Source organism: Rhodococcus sp. WS3, from assembly GCF_003797085.1.
GTDB classification, from domain to species: Bacteria; Actinomycetota; Actinomycetes; order Mycobacteriales; family Mycobacteriaceae; genus Rhodococcus_F; species Rhodococcus_F globerula.
This window is the reverse complement of record NZ_RKMA01000002.1, coordinates 784,709-803,528: the sequence shown is the minus strand read 5'-3', so window position 1 is coordinate 803,528 and position 18,820 is coordinate 784,709. Positions and strand designations below refer to the sequence as shown.

The following is an 18,820-nucleotide window of genomic DNA, read 5'->3' as shown; positions in this document are numbered from 1 at the left end:
ATAGTCCGTCTCGCGCAGTGGTCCTCTAGGTGCTCCGCGCCCAGTAGTCCTCTCTCCAGTCTGCGCCGAGTAGTCTTGGCCGACGTGAGCGATCATCTCTCCATCGCCTTGAAGCGACTGGACCCAGACCTGCCGGTTCCGCAGCGTGCACATCCCGGTGATGCCGGTGTGGATCTGTGCTCCACCAGCGATGTCACTATCGAGCCCGGCCGCCGTACCCTCGTTGGTACGGGTATTGCGATTGCCTTGCCGGTCGGCACTGTCGGACTCATCCATCCGCGTTCCGGACTTGCCGCAAAATCGGGTTTGTCCATCGTGAATGCGCCGGGCACCGTGGATGCAGGTTATCGAGGCGAGCTCAAGGTGTGTCTGATCAATCTCGACCCGGACACAGCGGTCGAGATTCGTCGCGGCGACCGAATTGCGCAGCTAGTGGTTCAGCGCGTCGAACTGCCGGTATTCGAGGAAGTGGAGTCTCTCGACGACACCGCCCGTGGTACCGGTGGATACGGTTCGAGCGGCGGACACGCGATACTCGACACCGATGCAGGTGTGAGTCCTGTCGTAGAGGGAGTCTGAAACATGTTCGGACGTAAGAAGAAGTCAGATGTAGACGAGGAACCGACAGGTTTCTTCGAGGACGAGGATGTCGATCACGTCGACGAATCCGACGACGCAGATGACACGGTCAGCGAAGAGTCCGAGGGCCCGTACGACATCGCGGACATCGAGTCCGACGATCCGACTGCCGGTCGGAACGGTCAGCGACTCGATCTCGGTTCTGTTCTGGTTCCGATGCCTCCTGGCGGTCAACTGCAGGTGGAGATGGCGCCAAACGGGTCACCCCAGGCCGTGCACCTGGTCACCGAACACGGACGGGTCACTGTCGCCGCCTACGCGGCACCGAAATCGCCTGGCCAGTGGCGTGAGGTTGTCGCCGAACTGGCGCAGTCCTTGCGAGACGACAATTCGCCGGTCAGCATCGAGAACGGTCCGTGGGGTCGCGAACTGGTCGCGGAGACCGCTGCCATGGATTTGCGTTTCATCGGTGTCGACGGTCCGCGGTGGATGGTTCGGTGTGTTGTGGCCGGTCCCAGTGGATCGACAGCCGCCGGCGCGCCGCTGGTTGCTATTGCGCGCGACATTCTGCGCGATACCGTCGTCAATCGCGGAGCGGAGCCACATCCGGTGCGGACTCCGCTGCCGGTGGTGCTGCCGCAGGCGTTGGCCGAGCAGCTCGCTGCCGCGCATGAGCAGCAGATGGTCGCGCAGCAGCAGGCCGCAGCTCAGCAACAAGTCGATCAGCAGATCGCTGCGAGCCAGCAGGTGCAGCAACAGCCGCCCACGCCGCCGGTCCCGCCGCAGCGCCGGGGCGAATCCGGTTCTGCCATGCAGCAATTGGGTCAGTAACTCACGTTTACTTCAGGCGCTCGCGGCGGTTGAGAGAATCCGGCCGCCGTGAGCGCCTCGAGGCAGGTGGCCCCGAGTATCGCGGCGTCGTGGCCGATCTGGTCGAGCTCGAGTGTGCCCACTTCGGCGCGGGGGAGCGCGGCCGCCCATTCGTAGCCGACGGTCGCCGGATGAACCGGATCGTCGAGCGCTATCGCGATTCCGACCGGAACGTCGATCTCCGCAAGAGCTGCTTCGGTCAGCGAGTAATACGTCGCGGCCTCGTCGAGAGCCGCCGGCAGATCCGGCCACTGCGAACGCCACGAACGTTCCAGTTCGTGTCCCAGCCAGGCCGGGCTGGAGGCGAGCATCGCTGCAATGACCGATTCCAGACCTTCGCTGCGCAGCTGTGACGAGGTGAACCGTGCGCTCGCCGCTGCCGGTGCGTGATCGGGTGCTCCGGTCCACGGTGGCAGCGCCGCCAATACTCCCGACGTCTTGTCCGGATTGAGCGCTGCCCACTGCAAGGCGACGGCAGCACCGATGGACACACCACCGACAAGGATTTTCCCGTATTCGGTGGCTGCGGCATCCATCGCGTCGAGGTAGCTGCCGACGACACGCCGAGGGTCCGGTTCGATTGCGACGGTGCGCACACTTCGAGCGCTGAGCGGCCCGCGGAACGCGTGGTCCACGAAGTGTGCGTCAGAGCCCGTACCAGGGAGAACGACGGCAACGGACGGTGAATGTGTGAGCGCCATTACCTGATCTTGCCTGGTGCCCCGAGATCACCGATCGACCGGTGTGGTTACCCGCTCGTAATGGGGCTACAGTGGCGAACACACAGCCCTTCCGTGACGCGAAACCCGTGCGTCACATTTGTTCGCAGGAGCGCGCAATGGCACCCGCCGCCGCAGGATATTTTCGCCGACTGACTCGTCGCCTCACCGAGGATGTCGATCAGTTGGATGCACAGGAAATGACCGAGTCCATCGAGGCCGTGGGAGGCCGGAAAGCATGCGACTGTCGGCGCGGTGAAGAAGTCACGATGGAGGGTCGACTCCGTAGCGTCGACGCGTGTCCGAAGTCGGGCAATGCCAGTATCGAGGCGGAATTCTTCGACGGCACCGAGGTCATCAACCTCGTCTGGATCGGCCGCCGCCGGATTCCGGGCATCGAGACCGGCAAGACCATCCTGATCCGTGGCCGCGTCGGCGAGCGGGACGGGCGCAAGGCAATCTTCAATCCGTACTACGAGCTGCGCGGCGAGTAGCCGCAGCCGTAGGACCAGACACAGCGCATTTGCCGCATAACGCGGCGCGTGTGGCACCCTCGACAGGTGAGCGAACCCAAACAGCAATCGGTGATGGACCAACTCGGTGGAGTGAGTGGTCTCGTCTACACGTCGCTGCCGATTCTGATCTTTGTTCCGGTCAACAGCATCTGGAACCTCACCGCTGCCATCTGGGCGGCAGTGGGCGTGGCCGTGCTGATCGCAGCGTGGCGCGTCTTCCGTAAAGAGTCGATCCAGCCGGCAATTTCAGGCGTTCTCGGTGTCGCCGTATCGGCGTTCATCGCGCACCGCACCGGAGATGCGAAGGGCTACTTCCTCTTCGGGATTTACACGAGCCTCGCCTATGGTGCCGCATTTGTAGTGTCGATACTGATTCGCTGGCCCCTGGTCGGCATCATCTGGGGTTTTCTCAACGGTCACGGCAACCTGTGGCGTCGACACAAAGGCGCGGTGCGGGCTTACGACATCGCTACCGCGGCATGGGCGTTGGTGTTCGGCGCCCGGTACGTCGTGCAGTCGCAGTTGTACGACACAGATCACACGGGTTGGCTCGCGGTGGCACGTATCGCGATGGGGTGGCCGCTCGCCGGCCTGGCGTTTGTGGTCACCATTTGGGCTGTGCGCAAGGCAGATCGGATTGTCGAGCCCCCGCCTACCGAGAGCGATATCGAAGCGGTAGGCGAGGAGCCAGGCGATCAGCCGGATCAGCGCGACGTCAGCTGACCAGATCCTGATACTCGGGGTGCTTGCCGACGAACTTCACGACGTACGGGCACACCGGGTGTACTTTCAGCCCGCGTGATCGCAGTTGGTCCAGTGCGCCGCTCACCAGGATTGCTGCCAATCCGAATCCCTCGAAACGGGGATAGATCTCGGTGTGATTGAACGAGAGCACGTCGCCGGCAGTGGTGTAGTCCTCGATCCCGGCAAGCTCGCCGTCGACGTGAATCTCGAAGCGGCTCTGAGCCGGATTGTCGACGACAACGGTATTTTCGGGTGCAGCGGCCATGATTGTCCCTTTCGTTGTGTGATGTCGGTGTCAGGCGTCGAGACGCAGCGCCGTTCGGAGCTGGTCCTCGGTGTCGATAGCCGCGACGAAAAGAAGTTCGTCGCCGCCTTCGATCGGGTCGTCGAGTTCGGGAACGATGACGCGGCCTCCGCGCAGGATCGTCACGAGCGCGCAGTCTCGGGGGAGTTCGAGCCGCTTGACGGGCTTGCCGGCGAGGGGAGTGTTGTCTGGCAGGGTGATCTCGACGAGGTTGGCCTGCCCCTGACGCAGAGTCATGAGTTTGACCAAGTCGCCGACCGAGACGGCCTCTTCGACCAGCGATGCCAGCATCCGGGGGGTGGAAACGGCGACGTCGACGCCCCACGACTCGTCGAACAGCCATTCGTTTCGCGGATCGTTGACGCGGGCGACAACGCGGCGCACGCCGAATTCCGTTTTTGCGAGCAAGCTCAGTACGAGGTTGGCTTTGTCGTCACCGGTTGCGGAGATCACCACCTCGTACTCCTCCAGCGAGGCCTCCTCGAGTCGGCTGAGCTCACAGGCATCGGCATGTACCCAGGTGGCTTCGGGCACTGACTCGGGTTCGACGTGTTCGATCTTGCGTTCGATCAGCATGACGTCGTGGTTACTGCGAATCAGCTCGCGCGCAATGGAGCGACCTACGGCACCTGCGCCGGCGATGGCGACCTTCACCTGGAACTTCCAATCACGTTGTGGTGCATCATGTTTTCGGGCAGTGCGGTCGGGTGTGACGTGTGCATAGCAGCCGCCTCAGTCGTCGCTCGGAGGCGGATTGCCGGCAAGTGCGATCGCTTCGGCGACGGTGCCGGACACCGCTGCGATGTACACCTGGTCGTCGGCTTGGATGACGGTCTTGCGATCGGGGAGAACGCCGGTACCGAAGCGGATGATGAATGCCACCCGGGAATTGGTCGCGCCTTCGAGAACCGAGATGGATTTACCGGCCCAATCCTCGTGTAGCGCAAGTTCGGTGATCGCGACGTTTCCCGACGGATCGCGCCACTTTGCCGTCTGGCTTTCCTTGGTCAACGTGTGCAGGAACCGGTCGGTCGACCATGGAACTGTTGCCACGGTGGGGATGCCGAGGCGCTCGTACACAGCGGCGCGCTTCGCGTCGTAGATTCGTGCGACGACGCGTTCGACACCAAAAGTCTCGCGCGCGACCCGGGCCGCGATGATGTTGGAATTATCACCCGACGAGACTGCCGCGAAGGCGTCGGCGCGCTCGATGCCTGATCGAATCAGTACGTCGCGGTCGAAACCCATGCCGAGGACTGTGGTTCCCGGGAAATCATGGTCGAGACGCAGAAATGCACTCTGATCGCGGTCGATGACCGCAACTTCGTGTCCGATCCTGGTCAGGGACGCGGCGAGGGAAGATCCCACACGACCGCATCCCATGATGACGACATACACGACCTACTCCGTTCATGGACTTTCGACGCGATTGCACGCCGAAACGAACCGTACATCGCTGAGCGGGAAGAGCAAGTCTCGACTGGCGCAATTCCGTTGTGATTGCGGGGATGACGGTGCAGTTCTACGGCGGATGACTCCATTTCAGGCTCGACGGCTTACGCTTTGGACGTGTCTAAGCTCTCGACCGCGACCAAGCGGCTCTTGCTCGGCCGGCCGTTCCGAAGTGACAAACTCGGGCACACGCTGCTACCCAAGCGGATTGCGCTCCCTGTGTTCGCGTCCGACGCCATGTCGTCCGTTGCCTATGCCCCCGAAGAAATCTTCCTGGTTCTCTCCGTTGCGGGCATTTCGGCGTACGCCTACACGCCGTGGATCGGCCTGTCGGTCGCCATCGTGATGGCTGTCGTGGTGGCGAGCTACCGCCAGAACGTCCACGCGTATCCGTCCGGTGGTGGTGACTACGAGGTGGCGACGGTCAATCTCGGGCCGACAGCGGGCTTGACCGTGGGCAGCGCGCTGATGGTCGACTACGTGCTCACTGTTGCTGTATCGATCTCGTCAGCGGCGTCCAACATCGGTTCGGCACTGCCGTTCGTGGCTCAGCACAAGGTGTTGTTCGCGGTGGCGGCGATCGTCCTGCTGACGGCGGTGAACCTACGCGGCATCCGGGAGTCGGGAACTGCATTCGCGATTCCGACCTACGCCTTCATCGTCGGGATGTTCTTGATGTTGGCGTGGGGGTTCTTCCGGATCTACGTGCTCGGTGAAGATGTTCACGCGGAATCGTCGTCGTTCACACTCAATGCCGAGGACTCGCATCTGTACGGAATTGCCTTCGCGTTCCTGATCGCGCGCGCGTTTTCCTCGGGTTGTGCCGCGCTGACCGGCGTCGAGGCAATCAGCAACGGTGTGCCGGCCTTCCAGAAGCCGAAGTCGCGCAATGCTGCCACGACCTTGCTGCTGCTCGGTTCGATCGCCATCGTCTTGCTGATGGGCATCATCATCCTGGCTCAGAAGATCGGCATCGTCTACGCCCACAATCCGGCAGAACAGCTGGTCGGTGCTCCTGAGGGTTACCACCAGAAGACCCTGATCGCGCAGATCGCCGAAGCTGTGTTCAACGGATTCCCGATCGGATTCTTCTTCATCGCGATTGTCACCGCGCTGATCCTCGTGCTGGCAGCGAACACCGCGTTCAACGGATTCCCCGTCCTCGCGTCCATCCTGGCTCAGGATCGCTATCTGCCGCGTCAGTTGCACACTCGCGGCGACCGCCTGGCATTCAGCAACGGCATTTTGTTCCTGTCGGCTGCAGCCATCGCGTTTGTGGTCATCTTCGGCGCTGAGGTCACCAAGCTCATCCAGCTGTACATCGTCGGTGTCTTCGTCTCGTTCGTGCTCAGTCAGACCGGCATGATCAAGCACTGGACGCGCCACCTGAAGTCCGAGACGGACAAGGCGCAGCGCGCGCGTATGCAACGGTCACGGGTCATCAACTCGATCGGTCTCGCCATGACCGGCGCTGTGTTGATCATCGTTCTGATCACCAAGTTCGCAGCGGGTGCCTGGATCGCAATCGTCGCGATGGTGGCCATCTTCGGCGTGATGAAGCTGATCAGACGCCACTACGACAGCGTTGCCGCCGAACTCGAGGAGCAGGAGTGGGACGGTGTGCTTCCCAGCCGCACGCACTCGATCGTGCTTGTCTCGAAGCTGCACATGCCGACGATGCGCGCCCTGGCCTATGCACGAGCGACACGACCGGACACGCTCGAGGCCATCACCGTCAACGTCGACGAACCTGACACCCGCGCGCTCGTTCGGCAATGGGAGAAGAGCGATGTGACTGTGCCGCTCAAGGTGATCGAGTCGCCGTACCGCGAAATTACGAAGCCGGTTCTCGACTACGTCAAGCGAGTGCGACGTGACGCACCCCGTGACGTGGTCACCGTGTTCATCCCCGAGTACGTGGTCGGCCATTGGTGGGAGCAGATCCTGCACAACCAGAGCGCATTGCGACTCAAGAGCCGTTTGCTCTTCCAGCCCGGCGTCATGGTGACGAGTGTTCCGTGGCAGTTGAGTTCGTCGGCAAAGGCCAAACCCCTCGATATCGAGAAGACAGCCGGCGCTACTCGTCGTGGTTACGACGCCGGAGAAAAATGATTGATCAAGAAAATGGAACGGCAGGCGTAGTTCGTTGAGTGAGAATTGGACCGGGCAGACCTTCGAGGCCGAACTGGGCAAGCCCGGTCACGGCGGGTTTGTTGTTGCCCGCCACGAGGGGCGTGTGGTGTTCGTCCGTCACGGCTTGCCAGGGGAGCGGGCACTGGTTCGCGTTACCGAGGACAAGGGCGGATCGTTTGCGCGCGCCGACGCGGTATCCATTCTCGAGGCGTCGCCGCATCGGATCGACCCGACGTGCCCTATCGCCGGACCCGGAGGAGCAGGTTGCTGCGACTACTCGCATGCCGATCTGCAGATCCAGCGAGAGATGAAATCTCTGGTGGTGGCCGAGCAATTGCAGAGACTGGCCGGCGTCGAACGCGACGTGCAGGTTGAGGAACTGCCGGGCACCGGCGACGGCACCGGGTGGCGGACTCGCGTTCGGCTCGCCGTCGACCGAAACGGTGAGGCGGGGTACCACGCGTTTCGTAGCAATCGCATTGTCACGGACCTGCGATGCACCCAGATCGAGGAACGTGCCTACGACGGATTGGCCGGAGATCAGTGGTCTCCGGGCAGTGAACTGCAGGTGGTCCTCGACGCCGCCGGTGCCAGGCATGTGGTCGAGATCAGTGCGCCCACCATCGCGAAGGCGGGGCGCCGTGCGCCCGGTCGGCGCGGGGCGACGGCTCGCCGTGCTGCGAGCAGCGGCCCGCGGAAAACTCGTGTTGCGATCGGTAATGACACCGTGCGTGAGCGCGTGGGAACCCGCGAGTGGGAATTGTCCGCGACGGGCTTCTGGCAGGCGCATCGTGGTGCCGCGCAAGCATATTCAGATGTTGTGCGAGACTGGGCCGGTGTCGGCTCCGGTGCTACCGCGTGGGATCTGTACGGCGGGGTCGGAGTGTTCGCGGCGGTACTGGCCGATCTTGTCGGATCGGATGGCGTCGTGGAATCCGTGGAGTTGTCGGCGCGGGCAACATCGGACGGCCGGGCAGCGTTGTCCGATCTGGAGCAGGTCCGATTCCACACTGACCGGGTGGAGAAGATCGTCGCAAGCGCGTCATTGTCTTCCGCGCCGGGTGTGATTGTTCTCGATCCGCCGCGAGCGGGCGCCGGCCGACCGGTGGTGGAGGCGATCGCGTCGACCGGCACCGAACGTGTGATTCATATCGGGTGTGATCCGGCATCGTTCGGCCGGGATATCGGTCTGTATCTCGAGCAGGGATTCCGCATCGGTGGACTCCGTGCCTTCGACGCCTTTCCCCAAACACATCATGTGGAATGCATAGCTCTGCTCGAGCGTTGAGTACTGTCAGGGTCTGATCGCTGTCGGTTAGCTGATTCCCGAATCGGGTGTGACCCTTATCGCGTCGCCAGAGGTTGCTTGAGCTATGCAACTAAATGTATAGTTGCGTTCTGCAAGTAGTTTTCGCGTAGATCGTTGTCAGGGGTTCTCAATGTCAGTGCAGCCGGATACGGCCCAAGCTCTTGTCGACACGGTTTTCCTGTTCGGCAGATCCTTGCGGGCCGTGGTGACGCACAGCGCTGAAAGCGTGTTGCCCCCGGCGCTGATCAGTGTGTTGTTCATGCTGGCAGCCAAAGGGGAGTGCAGACAGAACGAGCTGGCAGTAGACCTCTGTGTCAGCCAGTCCTCGCTCAGTCGGCAGATGTCCGATCTCGTGGATGCCGGGTATGTCGAGCGAAGTCCCGACCCCGCAGACAAGCGAGCGTTCCGAATCCGGGTCTCGGACGAGGGGCACAGCGTTCTCGAGGAAACGAAACAACGGCGAGCGGCGCGATTGCGCAGCATGCTCGAAGACTGGAGCCAGGAAGAGGCCATGGCCGCAGTGTCATCGCTACAACGTCTCAACGAGACGTTCGGCGCAGCGCTCCATCGTCAGGCTTCACCTGCAGTCCCGCACCCGGCCTTGCCGGTCGCGGGCGTAGAAACTATTGGGAGATAAGCACATGTCAGCCACAGTTGGAGAAACTCGGGCTAGTACCGAGAGCGGTGCGATGACGCACAGCGAAATTTTGAAAGTCCTCACCGGCCTCATCGCGGCACTCTTTACCGCGCTGCTGAGCAGCACGATCGTCTCGACGGCTCTCCCGACCATCATCGGTGAATTGCACGGAACGCAGACGCAGTACGCCTGGATCATCACGGCGGCACTGCTCGCGACGGCCGCGTCGACGCCCATCTGGGGCAAATTGTCTGACCTCTTCAACAAGAAGTTGCTGGTCCAGACGTCGATCGTGATCTTCGTGGTCGGTTCCATCATCGCCGGCGCAGCGCATAACGTGCCGCTGCTTCTTGGCGCCCGCGTGATTCAGGGCATCGGCATGGGTGGTTTGACTGCCCTCGTCGTGGCCATCATCGGCTCCATCATTCCGCCGCGTGATCGTGGTCGGTACTCCGGCTACATGGGTGCTGCCATGGCTGTCTCGATGTCCGGTGGACCCGTTCTCGGCGGTGTCATCGTCGACACGGTCGGTTGGCGCTGGTGCTTCTACGTGTGTGTTCCGTTGGCAGTCATCGCACTGTTCCTCCTGCAGCGCACATTGCACATCGAGACCGAGAAGAAGGAAAACGTCTCCATCGACTGGTTGGGTGCCACCTTGCTCACCGCCGGTGTCAGCGTTCTGCTGATCTGGGTCTCCTTCGCCGGTCAGGATGACTACTACGCCTGGTTCTCGATGCAGTCGCTGTACTTCGTCTTCGGCGGACTTGCCTTGCTGGCTCTGACGATGTTCGTCGAATCCAAGGTCAAGGATCCGATCCTGCCGATCAAGATCATCACCGAGCGCACCACCGCGTTGGCAATCATCGCGTCGGTCGCAGTGGGTGTCGGCCTGTTCGGTGCGACGACCTTCCTGACGCAGTACTTCCAGACAGCTCGCGGTTTCGATCCGACGGCAGCCGGACTGCTCACCATCCCCATGGTGGCAGGCATGCTCGTCGCCTCGGTTGGCTCGGGTCAGATGATCACCAAATTCGGTCAGTGGAAGCCGTTCGTTGTTTCCGGCGCAGTGCTGCTGCTCATCGGTTTCGGTCTGCTCTCGACGATCGACCACGCGACCAACCTGTGGACCATCGGAATCTTCATGGCCATCGTCGGTTTGGGTACCGGCATGCTGATGCAGAACATCGTGCTCGCGGTCCAGAACACCGTCAGCGTCGAAAACATCGGCGCGGCAAGCAGTATCGTTGCGTTCTTCCGTACCTTCGGTGGTGCGATCGGCGTGTCGGTACTGGGTTCCATCCTGGCAAGTCGCGTCGGCACCCTGACCAAGGAATCCGTGTCCGCACTGCCGCCCGAGCAGCAGATGGTTGCAGGCAAGAGCTTGCAGGACGGACTCGACCTGAACAACATGCCCGACTTCGTCGGACAGATCGTTCGATTCGCGTACGGCGACGCAACGGGACGCATCTTCCTGGTCGCAGCCGTTGTTGCCATCGTGACCTTGGTAGCGGTTTCCTTCATCCCGAACCGGGCACTGCGGACCACGATCGACATCGTTGTACCCGAGGCGGACGAGGTCAACCTCGAAAAGTCGGCTTCACGCTGATCACGCCATAGACCATCGAACACGGATCGAGATCGTTTCCTCGATCTCACCGTGTTCGACGGCTAGCGGAGCAGAATCTGCCCGAGCCGCGGCAAATACACCGTGCACCGGGACCATCTGGTCGGCGCCCTCGACAATCTCGAGGGTGTCGACCAGATTTTTCCGTGCCAGGGCCGCGAACTGTGCGGCTTTTGATTGTGCTGACGCCCAGGCAGATTCGCGGGCGAGCTCGGCCAGCGCCGTTCGATCCTCGAGGTCGAATGCCACGCTGTCGAGTCGGATCGCGTCGCCGGAGGCGGACACACAATCAGCGATAACGGCGGCGGGAGAATGCGAGCTGTTCGCAATCAACTCGCGCACTACTATTCGAAATGTCGTCGACGCAGTGAAACCGGTGGTTTCTGCTCGGCCGCCGTCCACCCACTGAGTCTGCGGGTGGATGCTCAATCCTGTTGTCACGAGGTCGGCTCCGCGGATGCCGTGTGCGTGCAGTACGTCCGTCAATGCGGTCGAGTGCCTGGCCAGGGCACCGAACGCGTCGGCAACTGCCGGGTCTGTCACCGAGATGCCAATCGACAACCGGGCAATGTCGGGAGTGGCTGTTGCGCGGCCGATTCCACTGACCGTCACGCTGGTCGCGTCCGACTGTTCCGAATGAGTGAAGGTCATGGGGCTTCTCCGATCAGATGCGTCCTGCGCCGATAACGCTGCGCAAGGTCATGTCGAGTTGTTCGTACGCGCCCGATGCCAGGCTCTCGAGCAGCGCAAGTTTGAGTTCCGGTGCCGCAGAGGTCAGTTCGTTGTACCGCGCAGTCGTGAGGACAGCCACAACCACAGTGGTGTCGGCCCGGACGTCGTTGAGGAAGCGGGAGTTCAGGAACATCGTCATCTCGCCGAACGTCATTCCGGCGGACAACGTCGCGATCCGGTGCGTGAGGCCTTGAACGTCGGTGAACGTCGTGCTGACCTGTCCTTGCAGAATCAAATAGAACCCTGACGCCGCATCACCGCGGCGGGCGATAGTTTCGCCCCTGGCATACGTTCGGCTCTCGAGCTGAGACACGAAGGCAGACACCTGTTTCGGTGACAACGCGTCGAGGACGGGGTGATCCTCGATCGACATGCTCGCCGGCTGACGCTGCTGTGAGCAGTGGAGCGTCAGGAGAGCGTCCTCGCACCACGCCATCGCCGCGTCGAGGTCGGCAAAAACCCGTCCGCCGCGTTGCGCGGGATTGATGCTCGAACTTGCCTGTCCGAGAAGCCCGCTCGGATCCACCAATGCCACGGCGCAACCCTTGTCGGCCAGTTGGGTCCGCAGAGCCGTGATCATGCGAATCGCCACGTCGCTCGCGTCGTCGACCCGTCGTACGTCGATCACGACCACTTCGAGTCCTTCGTCCACCGAACCGATCTCGCGCACGGCGGACTCCGCGCCGGTGAACAGGAGATCGCCGTGCAGTTCGTAGATCCGGCTCCGCTTGCCGACGTCTTCGAGAACAGCCTGTTCGGTGGGTGTGCGCCTGACTCGGGAAGGAGCCTGAGTCACGTTGTATCGCGCGCGGATCGACGACCTCGACGCACGCGTCACATGGAGGAAGTGAAGTTCCAACTCCTTGGACAGCGCCTTTGCCGCGGCCACACCACGAACGCTGTTTCCGTGAGCATCGAGTCTGGGGGAGTAGACGGCGATCCCGATCTGCCCGGGAAGAACTGCCATGACGCCGCCGCCGACGCCACTCTTGGCGGGTAACCCCACTTCGACCAGCCACTTCCCGGCGCCGTCGTACATTCCACACGTCGACATGACGCTGAGGACCTGTTCGACGCCGACGGCGGTGAGTGCGCGCTCGCGGGTCAACGGATTGACGCCGTTGTTGGCCATCGTCGCGGCCATCAGGCTCAGGTCGCGGCACGTCACGTCGATGGAGCATTGACGGAAGTACAGGTCGACGGCGTCGTTGGGGTCGCCGGAGATCACATCGAACGAGCGCAGCATGTGTCCGATCGCGCGATTGCGATGTCCGGTGCGCGCTTCGGATTCGTAGACGGCTTCGTTGAACGGCAACTCCCGGCCTGCGTAACGCGAATATGCTGCGCGAATTCGTTCGAAGCGGGTTGCTTGATCTGCCCCCGTCACCAGCGAGGCCGCGGTGATCGCGCCCGCGTTGATCATCGGATTCCGTGGTCGCTCGGTGAGGGGATCGAGGCTGATCTCGTTGAACGGCTCACCGGACGGTTCGACGTCGATCTTGGCGTCGACGGCCTCGGCACCGCGATCGGCGAGAGCGAGTGCGTACGTGAACGGCTTGGAGATCGACTGGATCGTGAAGGGATGCCGGGAATCGCCGATTTCGTAGACGTATCCGTCGATGGTGGCGAGGCAGATCCCGAACGAATCGGGGGCGACGGCAGCAAGTTCGGGTATGTAGTCGGCGACTTCTCCGGCATCGAGTGATCGGACGTCGTCGAAGACTCGGGCGATCAGATCGTCAACCACGTTTCCCATAGGATGACTGTAGGCGGACGAGTTCCACAATTTGTGGTCGCCGAGCGGATGTCTACAAGACCGGCCATCCGTTTTGTCTGTGATTGCAGTCACGGACCGCCGCCCCGGTGGTGCTGTAACTCGAAGTTATAGGTGAATACCGCCGAGTCCGCGTGTCGGTTCGCTGAGTCGCTCCGTAGACTGACAGAACTGTCGTACAGACAGCCGCGGCGCGCACCGGTGCAGCTGTGAAGCACGGAAGGAGCGATCTCGTTGGGTGTTCTTGCCCGCATTCAAGGTCCTGACGATCTGCGTCAGTTGAGCCACGCCGAGGTTTCGGAGTTGGCTGACGAGATTCGTGAGTTCCTGGTGCAGAAGGTCGCTGCCACCGGTGGTCACCTCGGCCCCAATCTCGGGGTTGTCGAGCTGACCCTTGCCCTGCATCGAATTTTCGATTCTCCGCAAGATGCCATCATCTTCGACACTGGGCATCAGGCGTATGTCCACAAGATCCTGACCGGACGCAAGGATCAGTTCGAGACCTTGCGCAAGCAGGGTGGTTTGTCGGGATATCCCTGCCGGGCCGAAAGTGAGCACGACTGGGTCGAGTCCTCCCACGCGTCAGCTGCACTGTCTTATGCCGACGGTTTGGCAAAGGCGTTTGCGCTGACCGGTCAAGATCGACACGTTGTCGCCGTTGTCGGTGACGGTGCGCTCACCGGCGGTATGTGTTGGGAAGCCCTCAACAACATCGCGGCCGGCAAGGATCGCTCGGTGGTGATCGTCGTCAACGACAACGGTCGTTCGTACGCGCCCACCATCGGCGGACTCGCCGATCACCTTTCTGCGTTGCGTACCGCCCCGAGCTACGAGCGGGCCCTCGACAACGGTCGCAGGATGGTCAAGAAGCTTCCCTGGGTGGGTCGCGCTGCTTACTCGGTGCTGCACGGAATGAAAGCCGGTCTCAAGGACGCGGTCAGCCCGCAGGTCATGTTCACCGACCTCGGCATCAAGTACCTCGGCCCTGTCGACGGCCATGACGAGCAGGCCATGGAATCGGCGTTGCGCCGGGCCAAGGCATACGGCGGACCGGTGATCGTTCATGCCGTCACCCGCAAAGGCAACGGTTACGCGCACGCCGAGAACGACATCGCGGATCAGATGCACGCAACCGGGGTCATCGACCCCGTGACCGGTCGCTCCGACAAGACGCCGGCACTCGACTGGACATCAGTTTTCTCCGCCGAGTTGATCGAGCAGGCTTCGCGCCGCGAGGACATCGTGGCGATCACAGCCGCGATGGCCGGCCCGACAGGCCTGGCCGCGTTCGCGGAGAAGTTCCCCGACCGCATGTTCGACGTCGGTATCGCGGAGCAGCATGCGATGACGTCGGCAGCTGGATTGGCGCTCGGCGGATTGCACCCGGTGGTCGCTATCTACGCGACCTTCCTCAACCGTGCCTTCGATCAGCTGCTCATGGATGTTGCGCTCCTGAAGCAGCCGGTCACGGTGGTTCTCGACCGTGCCGGCGTCACCGGGGTCGACGGCGCCAGCCACAACGGTGTTTGGGACCTGTCACTGCTCGGCATCATTCCCGGAATTCGTGTTGCGGCTCCACGTGACGCCGTCACGCTCCGTGAAGAATTGGACGAAGCACTCAAGGTCGACGACGGTCCCACCGTCGTTCGGTTCCCGAAGGGTGCTGTCCCCGAGGGGATTCCGGCGATCAAGCGGCTCGACGGAATTGACGTGCTTCGTGAATCCGACGGCGATCGCGGCGATGTGCTCCTCGTTGCCGTCGGTCCATTTGCCTCCTTGGCCCTCGCGATCGCCGATCGTCTCGACAAGCAGGGCATCGCGGTGACTGTCGTCGATCCGCGTTGGGTTCTGCCCGTCTCGGACACGCTGGTCAAGATTGCCGACAAGTTCGCGCTGGTTGTCACCCTCGAAGACGGCGGGGTGCACGGCGGTATCGGATCGACGGTTTCCGCAGCGTTGCGGGCTGCGGGTGTTCACACCGCGTGCCGCGACATGGGTGTGCCGCAGCAGTTCCTGGATCACGCCTCCCGTGAAGCCATCCATCAGGAACTGGGTCTGACGGCGCAGGATCTGTCCCTGAAGATCACCGGTTGGGTGGCCAGCATGGGTGGCTCCGCGGTTCACGTTAACGGGGATGCGCCTGCACGTGGCGACGCCCCTGCCCAAGGCTGAGTAACGCTTCATACAGATCGGCACTGCTGGAAATTGCTTCCCAGCAGTGCCGATACGTATCTGAGCTGGTGCTGCAATTACTGCACCGATTCGAGTGTGCTGCCTCGTGTTTCCTTTACGAATCTCAGCACCACGAACAGGGACAGCAGTGCCATTACCGCGTAGCCGCCGTAGGTGAGCGACAGATTCCAATCGGCCAGCGACGGGAAGGTCCAGGACACCAGGAAGTTGGCGACCCAGTTTGCTGCAGTGGCGAGACCGACTGCGGTGGCGCGCACACGGTTGGGGAACATCTCGGAGATGAGGACCCAGACGACCGGTCCCCATGACAGCGCGAAGAAGAACACAAACGCGTTTGCACCGATGAGGGCGATGGTGGCGTTGGCGCCGCTGAGTGTCGCGACGGATTCGCCGATCTCGTTCTTTGTCACTGTTGCCGAATGGAAACAGATAGCCGCGGTGCCGAGTGAGATTGCCATACCGGCGGAACCGACCAGCAGCAACGGCTTTCGCCCGACGCGGTCGATGACGGCAATCGCGACGAAGGTGCCGACGATGTTGACCAGCGCACTGACGACGCTGATCAGGAGCGAGCGGTCTGCGCCGAATCCGACGGCCTGCCACAGCGTGCTGGAGTAATAGAAGATGACGTTGATTCCGACCAGCTGCTGGAGTGCTGCCAAGGCGATGCCGAGCCAGACCAGGTACGAGACACCGAGGCGCTTCGAAAAGAGCTCGCGCACAGTGGTTTTGGCCTGCTTGAGTTTGAGAGACTCGCGAATTTCGTTCATCCGGCCGGTGACGGCGTCATGCTCGCCGCCTTCGAGGTCGGAGATGATCTTGCGCGCCCGATCATCCTTGCCTTGAGCGACGAGGAAGCGCGGAGACTCCGGGATCGTGGTGGTCATCACGAGATACAGAAGTGCAGGTACTGCCTCGAGCATCAGCATCCACTGCCAGGCTTCGAGGCCCGCGATCTGATTGCGCGCGCCACCGGCAGCGGCTTGCAGGGCGTAGTTGACCAACTGTGACACCGCAATTCCGAGCACGATGGCCAATTGATACATCGAACCGAGGCGGCCGCGGATAGCGGCCGGCGAGATCTCCGCGATGTATGCCGGCGCGATCACCGACGCAAAACCGACAGCGACGCCACCGACGATGCGCCAGAATGTCAGGTCGTAGACACTGAACGGAACGGCCGAACCGACGGCGCCGACAACAAAGAGCACTGCCGCGATCTGCATGACGCGGATGCGACCGAGTCGATCAGCTAGTGACCCCGCTATCCAAGCGCCCAAGGCTGCGCCGAGCAGGGTCAGGGACACGGTCAGGCCGGTGGCACCTGCGCCGATGTCGTATTTGTCGCGGATCGCTCCGACGGCTCCGTTGATGACAGCTGTGTCGTATCCGAACAGGAATCCGCCGAGCGCGGCAGCGCCGGCAAAGAGAACTGCATGTCCGACGGCGGCGCGTGTAGCGCCGGAACCGCCACTGTCGGTGGTACCGCTGAATGCCATTCCTGCCCCCTCCGGGCCAAGTGAACGATGCCCCGCTGCGTCGTCCGCGTGTAAAAGCACTCTGGACGCTACGCCCACCACGCGCGATTTGGCGGTTAGTCGAGTCTTGTTATCCACCTGAGTTGTTCGGGACATTCATCGGCGACGCCGATCGCGCGTCAGGTTGATGCGATCCGTTCGGCCTTTGCGGCGAAGTCCGCGAGATCCGCAGCCATCATCTTTCGGGTGATTCGAAGCCCGAGGCGCCCGAATACAGCACCGAGGACTTTGGACACGGCCGACTGGGCTTCGGAAACACCGGCGAAGTTCATTTCGAGGAGCGTGCCGCCGGGTGCGGGCTTCAGCGTGAATCCGGACGTGTAGTCCATGCCATTCGAATGTGCTTTCACCACAGTGCGAATGGGCGCCTCGACCTCCACGACCCACATTTCCTCGGATGCTTCCTTGCCCATCAGCTTGCGGGTTTCACGCCACCTGGTGCCCACGGCGTACCCCTCACCGGCAAGCCGTTCGATATGGGTTACGCCGGTGAGGGTGTCGACCGCGCCGTCGAGGTCGGTGACGACCTGCCACACGGTGTCCACGGGTGCATTGACAACTCTGGTCACGGAAGCAGCAAGTTCAGCCATGCGCAGAGCCTAGGTCGTGACACCGACACGCGGCGGTTACTTACTGTCAGCCGGCGCGGTTGGCAGCTTCCGTCAACGACGGCGTGATCTGATCGAGGACCCACGGGGTGCTCAGTACGTTGACGTTGCTGAGGCCGCCGATGACTCTGGTGTCGCTGAGGAAGACCGTCGATCCGCGCTTGACGGCGTCGAGTGCGCTGACCGCGGGAATGCTTGCCGGGTCGGTGGTTCCGTCGGTGAAGCCGACAATCACGTCGGCGTCGATGTCGGCGATGTTCTCGTAGGAGAGCGTCGTGAAGAACGATCCACCGGCATTGGCAGCGCCGAGCTTTTCGACGCCGGGAGCGTTGACAAACCCGAGTTCGTTCAACACCTGCACACGGGGATCCGTCGGGAGGTACACGTTGACGTTGCTGGCGTCGGTGTCGAAGTTGACGACGGCAATGGTCTTTCCGGCGTATTCGGGATGCGCAGCGGCAGTGTCGGCGAGAGTGGTGTCGAGGCCCTCGATCAATGCGTCGGCTTCGGTCGGCTTGCCTACGGCCTTTCCGACAATGCGTGTCTGGTCCTGCCAGGTTGTCTGCCACGCATCGCCGGGATAGGCGACAGTCGGCGCAACCTTGCTCAGCTGTTCGTAGACCGATTTCTCGAATCCTTCGTATGGGGCAAGGATCGCGTCGGGAGTCAGGGAAGCCACGATTTCGACGGGCGGCTCGCCAGTGGCCGGCATGTCGAACAGCGTGGTCTTGTCAACGTCGAAGTATTCCTGTGCCCACGGCATCACTCCGTTGTCGTCGGCCCCGTATGTGTACTTGGGCTGTCCGACCGGAGTGAGACCGAGGGCGTAGAGGATGTCCTGAGCGTTCCAGCCGAGGGTGACCAACCGTTCCGGTTGGGTTTCGATCGTGGTGGTGCCGAAGACGTTGTCGATGCTGACCGGGAAACCCTCCGAGTTCGCCGGAGCAGACGAGGAGTCCGAATCGGATGAGCAGGCTACGAGTGCGGTGGCGGTGAGTGCAGCCAGACCCAGTGCTGCCCATCCGCGAACGGTAGTTTTCATGTAGGAAAGCCTAACCTGTTCCGGCGGCCTGAGAGCGACCTCTTCGG

General features: G+C 62.2%; 18 protein-coding genes. 9 read left to right on the top strand and 9 right to left on the bottom strand.

The annotated features are described in order from the left end of the window. The first annotated feature begins 84 nt into the window (after positions 1-84). Together dut and EEB13_RS17790 are read left to right on the top strand one after the other, a co-directional pair. Positions 85-579, top strand: a complete 495-nt coding sequence (gene dut / locus EEB13_RS17795; RefSeq protein WP_033234988.1) for a dUTP diphosphatase — start codon at positions 85-87, stop codon at positions 577-579. A gap of 3 nt (positions 580-582) precedes the next feature. Beyond that, a complete protein-coding gene (locus EEB13_RS17790) occupies positions 583-1,410 on the top strand; it encodes a DUF3710 domain-containing protein (protein WP_141485952.1) in 828 nt (275 codons plus the stop codon). On the opposite strand, the gene EEB13_RS17785 is transcribed toward EEB13_RS17790, so the two are convergent. Further along, complete coding sequence (locus tag EEB13_RS17785) at positions 1,404-2,150, bottom strand: alpha/beta fold hydrolase (protein WP_045067430.1); 747 nt, start codon at positions 2,148-2,150, stop codon at positions 1,404-1,406. The genes EEB13_RS17790 and EEB13_RS17785 overlap by 7 nt on opposite strands. Before the next feature lie 137 nt (positions 2,151-2,287). Here EEB13_RS17785 and EEB13_RS17780 point away from each other — a divergent pair, with 137 nt between their 5' ends. Then, positions 2,288-2,662, top strand: a complete 375-nt coding sequence (locus EEB13_RS17780) for an OB-fold nucleic acid binding domain-containing protein (protein WP_033234775.1) — start codon at positions 2,288-2,290, stop codon at positions 2,660-2,662. Positions 2,663-2,728: 66 nt separating this feature from the next. Then, positions 2,729-3,406, top strand: a complete 678-nt coding sequence (locus EEB13_RS17775; protein ID WP_045067432.1) for a DUF3159 domain-containing protein — start codon at positions 2,729-2,731, stop codon at positions 3,404-3,406. On the opposite strand, the gene EEB13_RS17770 is transcribed toward EEB13_RS17775, so the two are convergent. The 3 genes from EEB13_RS17770 to EEB13_RS17760 all read right to left on the bottom strand — a co-directional run bounded on the left by EEB13_RS17770 (position 3,399) and on the right by EEB13_RS17760 (position 5,129). Further along, complete coding sequence (locus EEB13_RS17770; protein WP_033234773.1) at positions 3,399-3,692, bottom strand: GNAT family N-acetyltransferase; 294 nt, start codon at positions 3,690-3,692, stop codon at positions 3,399-3,401. The genes EEB13_RS17775 and EEB13_RS17770 overlap by 8 nt on opposite strands. Before the next feature lie 30 nt (positions 3,693-3,722). Continuing rightward, complete coding sequence (locus EEB13_RS17765) at positions 3,723-4,385, bottom strand: potassium channel family protein (RefSeq protein ID WP_033234772.1); 663 nt, start codon at positions 4,383-4,385, stop codon at positions 3,723-3,725. A gap of 78 nt (positions 4,386-4,463) precedes the next feature. After that, complete coding sequence (locus EEB13_RS17760; protein WP_033234771.1) at positions 4,464-5,129, bottom strand: potassium channel family protein; 666 nt, start codon at positions 5,127-5,129, stop codon at positions 4,464-4,466. A gap of 171 nt (positions 5,130-5,300) precedes the next feature. Between EEB13_RS17760 and EEB13_RS17755 the strand changes: the two genes are divergently transcribed. The 4 genes from EEB13_RS17755 (at position 5,301) to EEB13_RS17740 (ending at position 10,868) form a co-directional block, all read left to right on the top strand. After that, positions 5,301-7,295: an APC family permease gene (locus tag EEB13_RS17755; RefSeq protein ID WP_033234770.1), complete on the top strand. Its 1,995-nt coding sequence runs from the start codon at positions 5,301-5,303 to the stop codon at positions 7,293-7,295. A gap of 34 nt (positions 7,296-7,329) precedes the next feature. Beyond that, complete coding sequence (locus EEB13_RS17750) at positions 7,330-8,604, top strand: class I SAM-dependent RNA methyltransferase (RefSeq protein ID WP_141485951.1); 1,275 nt, start codon at positions 7,330-7,332, stop codon at positions 8,602-8,604. A gap of 151 nt (positions 8,605-8,755) precedes the next feature. Next, complete coding sequence (locus EEB13_RS17745) at positions 8,756-9,262, top strand: MarR family winged helix-turn-helix transcriptional regulator (RefSeq protein ID WP_033234768.1); 507 nt, start codon at positions 8,756-8,758, stop codon at positions 9,260-9,262. A gap of 4 nt (positions 9,263-9,266) precedes the next feature. Beyond that, positions 9,267-10,868: an MDR family MFS transporter gene (locus EEB13_RS17740; RefSeq protein WP_052683516.1), complete on the top strand. Its 1,602-nt coding sequence runs from the start codon at positions 9,267-9,269 to the stop codon at positions 10,866-10,868. Here EEB13_RS17740 and EEB13_RS17735 read toward each other — a convergent pair whose 3' ends face one another. Together EEB13_RS17735 and glsA are read right to left on the bottom strand one after the other, a co-directional pair. After that, the gene (locus EEB13_RS17735; protein ID WP_141485950.1) at positions 10,869-11,537 is read right to left on the bottom strand and encodes an SIMPL domain-containing protein; all 669 of its coding nucleotides are present in this window, start codon (positions 11,535-11,537) and stop codon (positions 10,869-10,871) included. It lies immediately after the preceding gene. Between the two features lie 13 nt (positions 11,538-11,550). Continuing rightward, entirely contained in the window at positions 11,551-13,374 is a 1,824-nt protein-coding gene (gene glsA / locus EEB13_RS17730; RefSeq protein WP_033234765.1) for a glutaminase A, read from the bottom strand. Between the two features lie 252 nt (positions 13,375-13,626). On the opposite strand from glsA, the gene dxs reads away from it, so the two are divergent. Continuing rightward, positions 13,627-15,564, top strand: a complete 1,938-nt coding sequence (gene dxs / locus EEB13_RS17725) for a 1-deoxy-D-xylulose-5-phosphate synthase (protein ID WP_045067438.1) — start codon at positions 13,627-13,629, stop codon at positions 15,562-15,564. 77 nt (positions 15,565-15,641) lie between these two features. Here dxs and EEB13_RS17720 read toward each other — a convergent pair whose 3' ends face one another. From EEB13_RS17720 to EEB13_RS17710, 3 genes are all read right to left on the bottom strand, one after another. Then, on the bottom strand, positions 15,642-17,084 hold the full coding sequence (locus tag EEB13_RS17720; protein ID WP_045067439.1) for a sugar porter family MFS transporter: 1,443 nt from the start codon (positions 17,082-17,084) through the stop codon (positions 15,642-15,644). A gap of 158 nt (positions 17,085-17,242) precedes the next feature. Next, a complete protein-coding gene (locus EEB13_RS17715; RefSeq protein ID WP_045067441.1) occupies positions 17,243-17,713 on the bottom strand; it encodes an SRPBCC family protein in 471 nt (156 codons plus the stop codon). A 46-nt stretch (positions 17,714-17,759) separates the two neighbouring features. After that, positions 17,760-18,773, bottom strand: a complete 1,014-nt coding sequence (locus tag EEB13_RS17710; protein ID WP_045067442.1) for an iron-siderophore ABC transporter substrate-binding protein — start codon at positions 18,771-18,773, stop codon at positions 17,760-17,762. Positions 18,774-18,820: the final 47 nt, after the last annotated feature.

What these genes read in the sequence shown, in the direction of transcription:
- glsA (WP_033234765.1), bottom strand. Translation starts at nt 13,374, where the DNA reads ATGGGAAACGTGGTTGACGATCTGATCGCCCGAGTCTTCGACGACGTC.
- EEB13_RS17720 (WP_045067439.1), bottom strand. Translation starts at nt 17,084, where the DNA reads ATGGCATTCAGCGGTACCACCGACAGTGGCGGTTCCGGCGCTACACGC.
- EEB13_RS17790 (WP_141485952.1), top strand. Translation starts at nt 583, where the DNA reads ATGTTCGGACGTAAGAAGAAGTCAGATGTAGACGAGGAACCGACAGGT.
- EEB13_RS17785 (WP_045067430.1), bottom strand. Translation starts at nt 2,150, where the DNA reads ATGGCGCTCACACATTCACCGTCCGTTGCCGTCGTTCTCCCTGGTACG.
- EEB13_RS17770 (WP_033234773.1), bottom strand. Translation starts at nt 3,692, where the DNA reads ATGGCCGCTGCACCCGAAAATACCGTTGTCGTCGACAATCCGGCTCAG.
- EEB13_RS17740 (WP_052683516.1), top strand. Translation starts at nt 9,267, where the DNA reads ATGTCAGCCACAGTTGGAGAAACTCGGGCTAGTACCGAGAGCGGTGCG.
- EEB13_RS17745 (WP_033234768.1), top strand. Translation starts at nt 8,756, where the DNA reads ATGTCAGTGCAGCCGGATACGGCCCAAGCTCTTGTCGACACGGTTTTC.
- EEB13_RS17735 (WP_141485950.1), bottom strand. Translation starts at nt 11,537, where the DNA reads ATGACCTTCACTCATTCGGAACAGTCGGACGCGACCAGCGTGACGGTC.
- EEB13_RS17780 (WP_033234775.1), top strand. Translation starts at nt 2,288, where the DNA reads ATGGCACCCGCCGCCGCAGGATATTTTCGCCGACTGACTCGTCGCCTC.
- EEB13_RS17710 (WP_045067442.1), bottom strand. Translation starts at nt 18,773, where the DNA reads ATGAAAACTACCGTTCGCGGATGGGCAGCACTGGGTCTGGCTGCACTC.
- EEB13_RS17715 (WP_045067441.1), bottom strand. Translation starts at nt 17,713, where the DNA reads ATGGCTGAACTTGCTGCTTCCGTGACCAGAGTTGTCAATGCACCCGTG.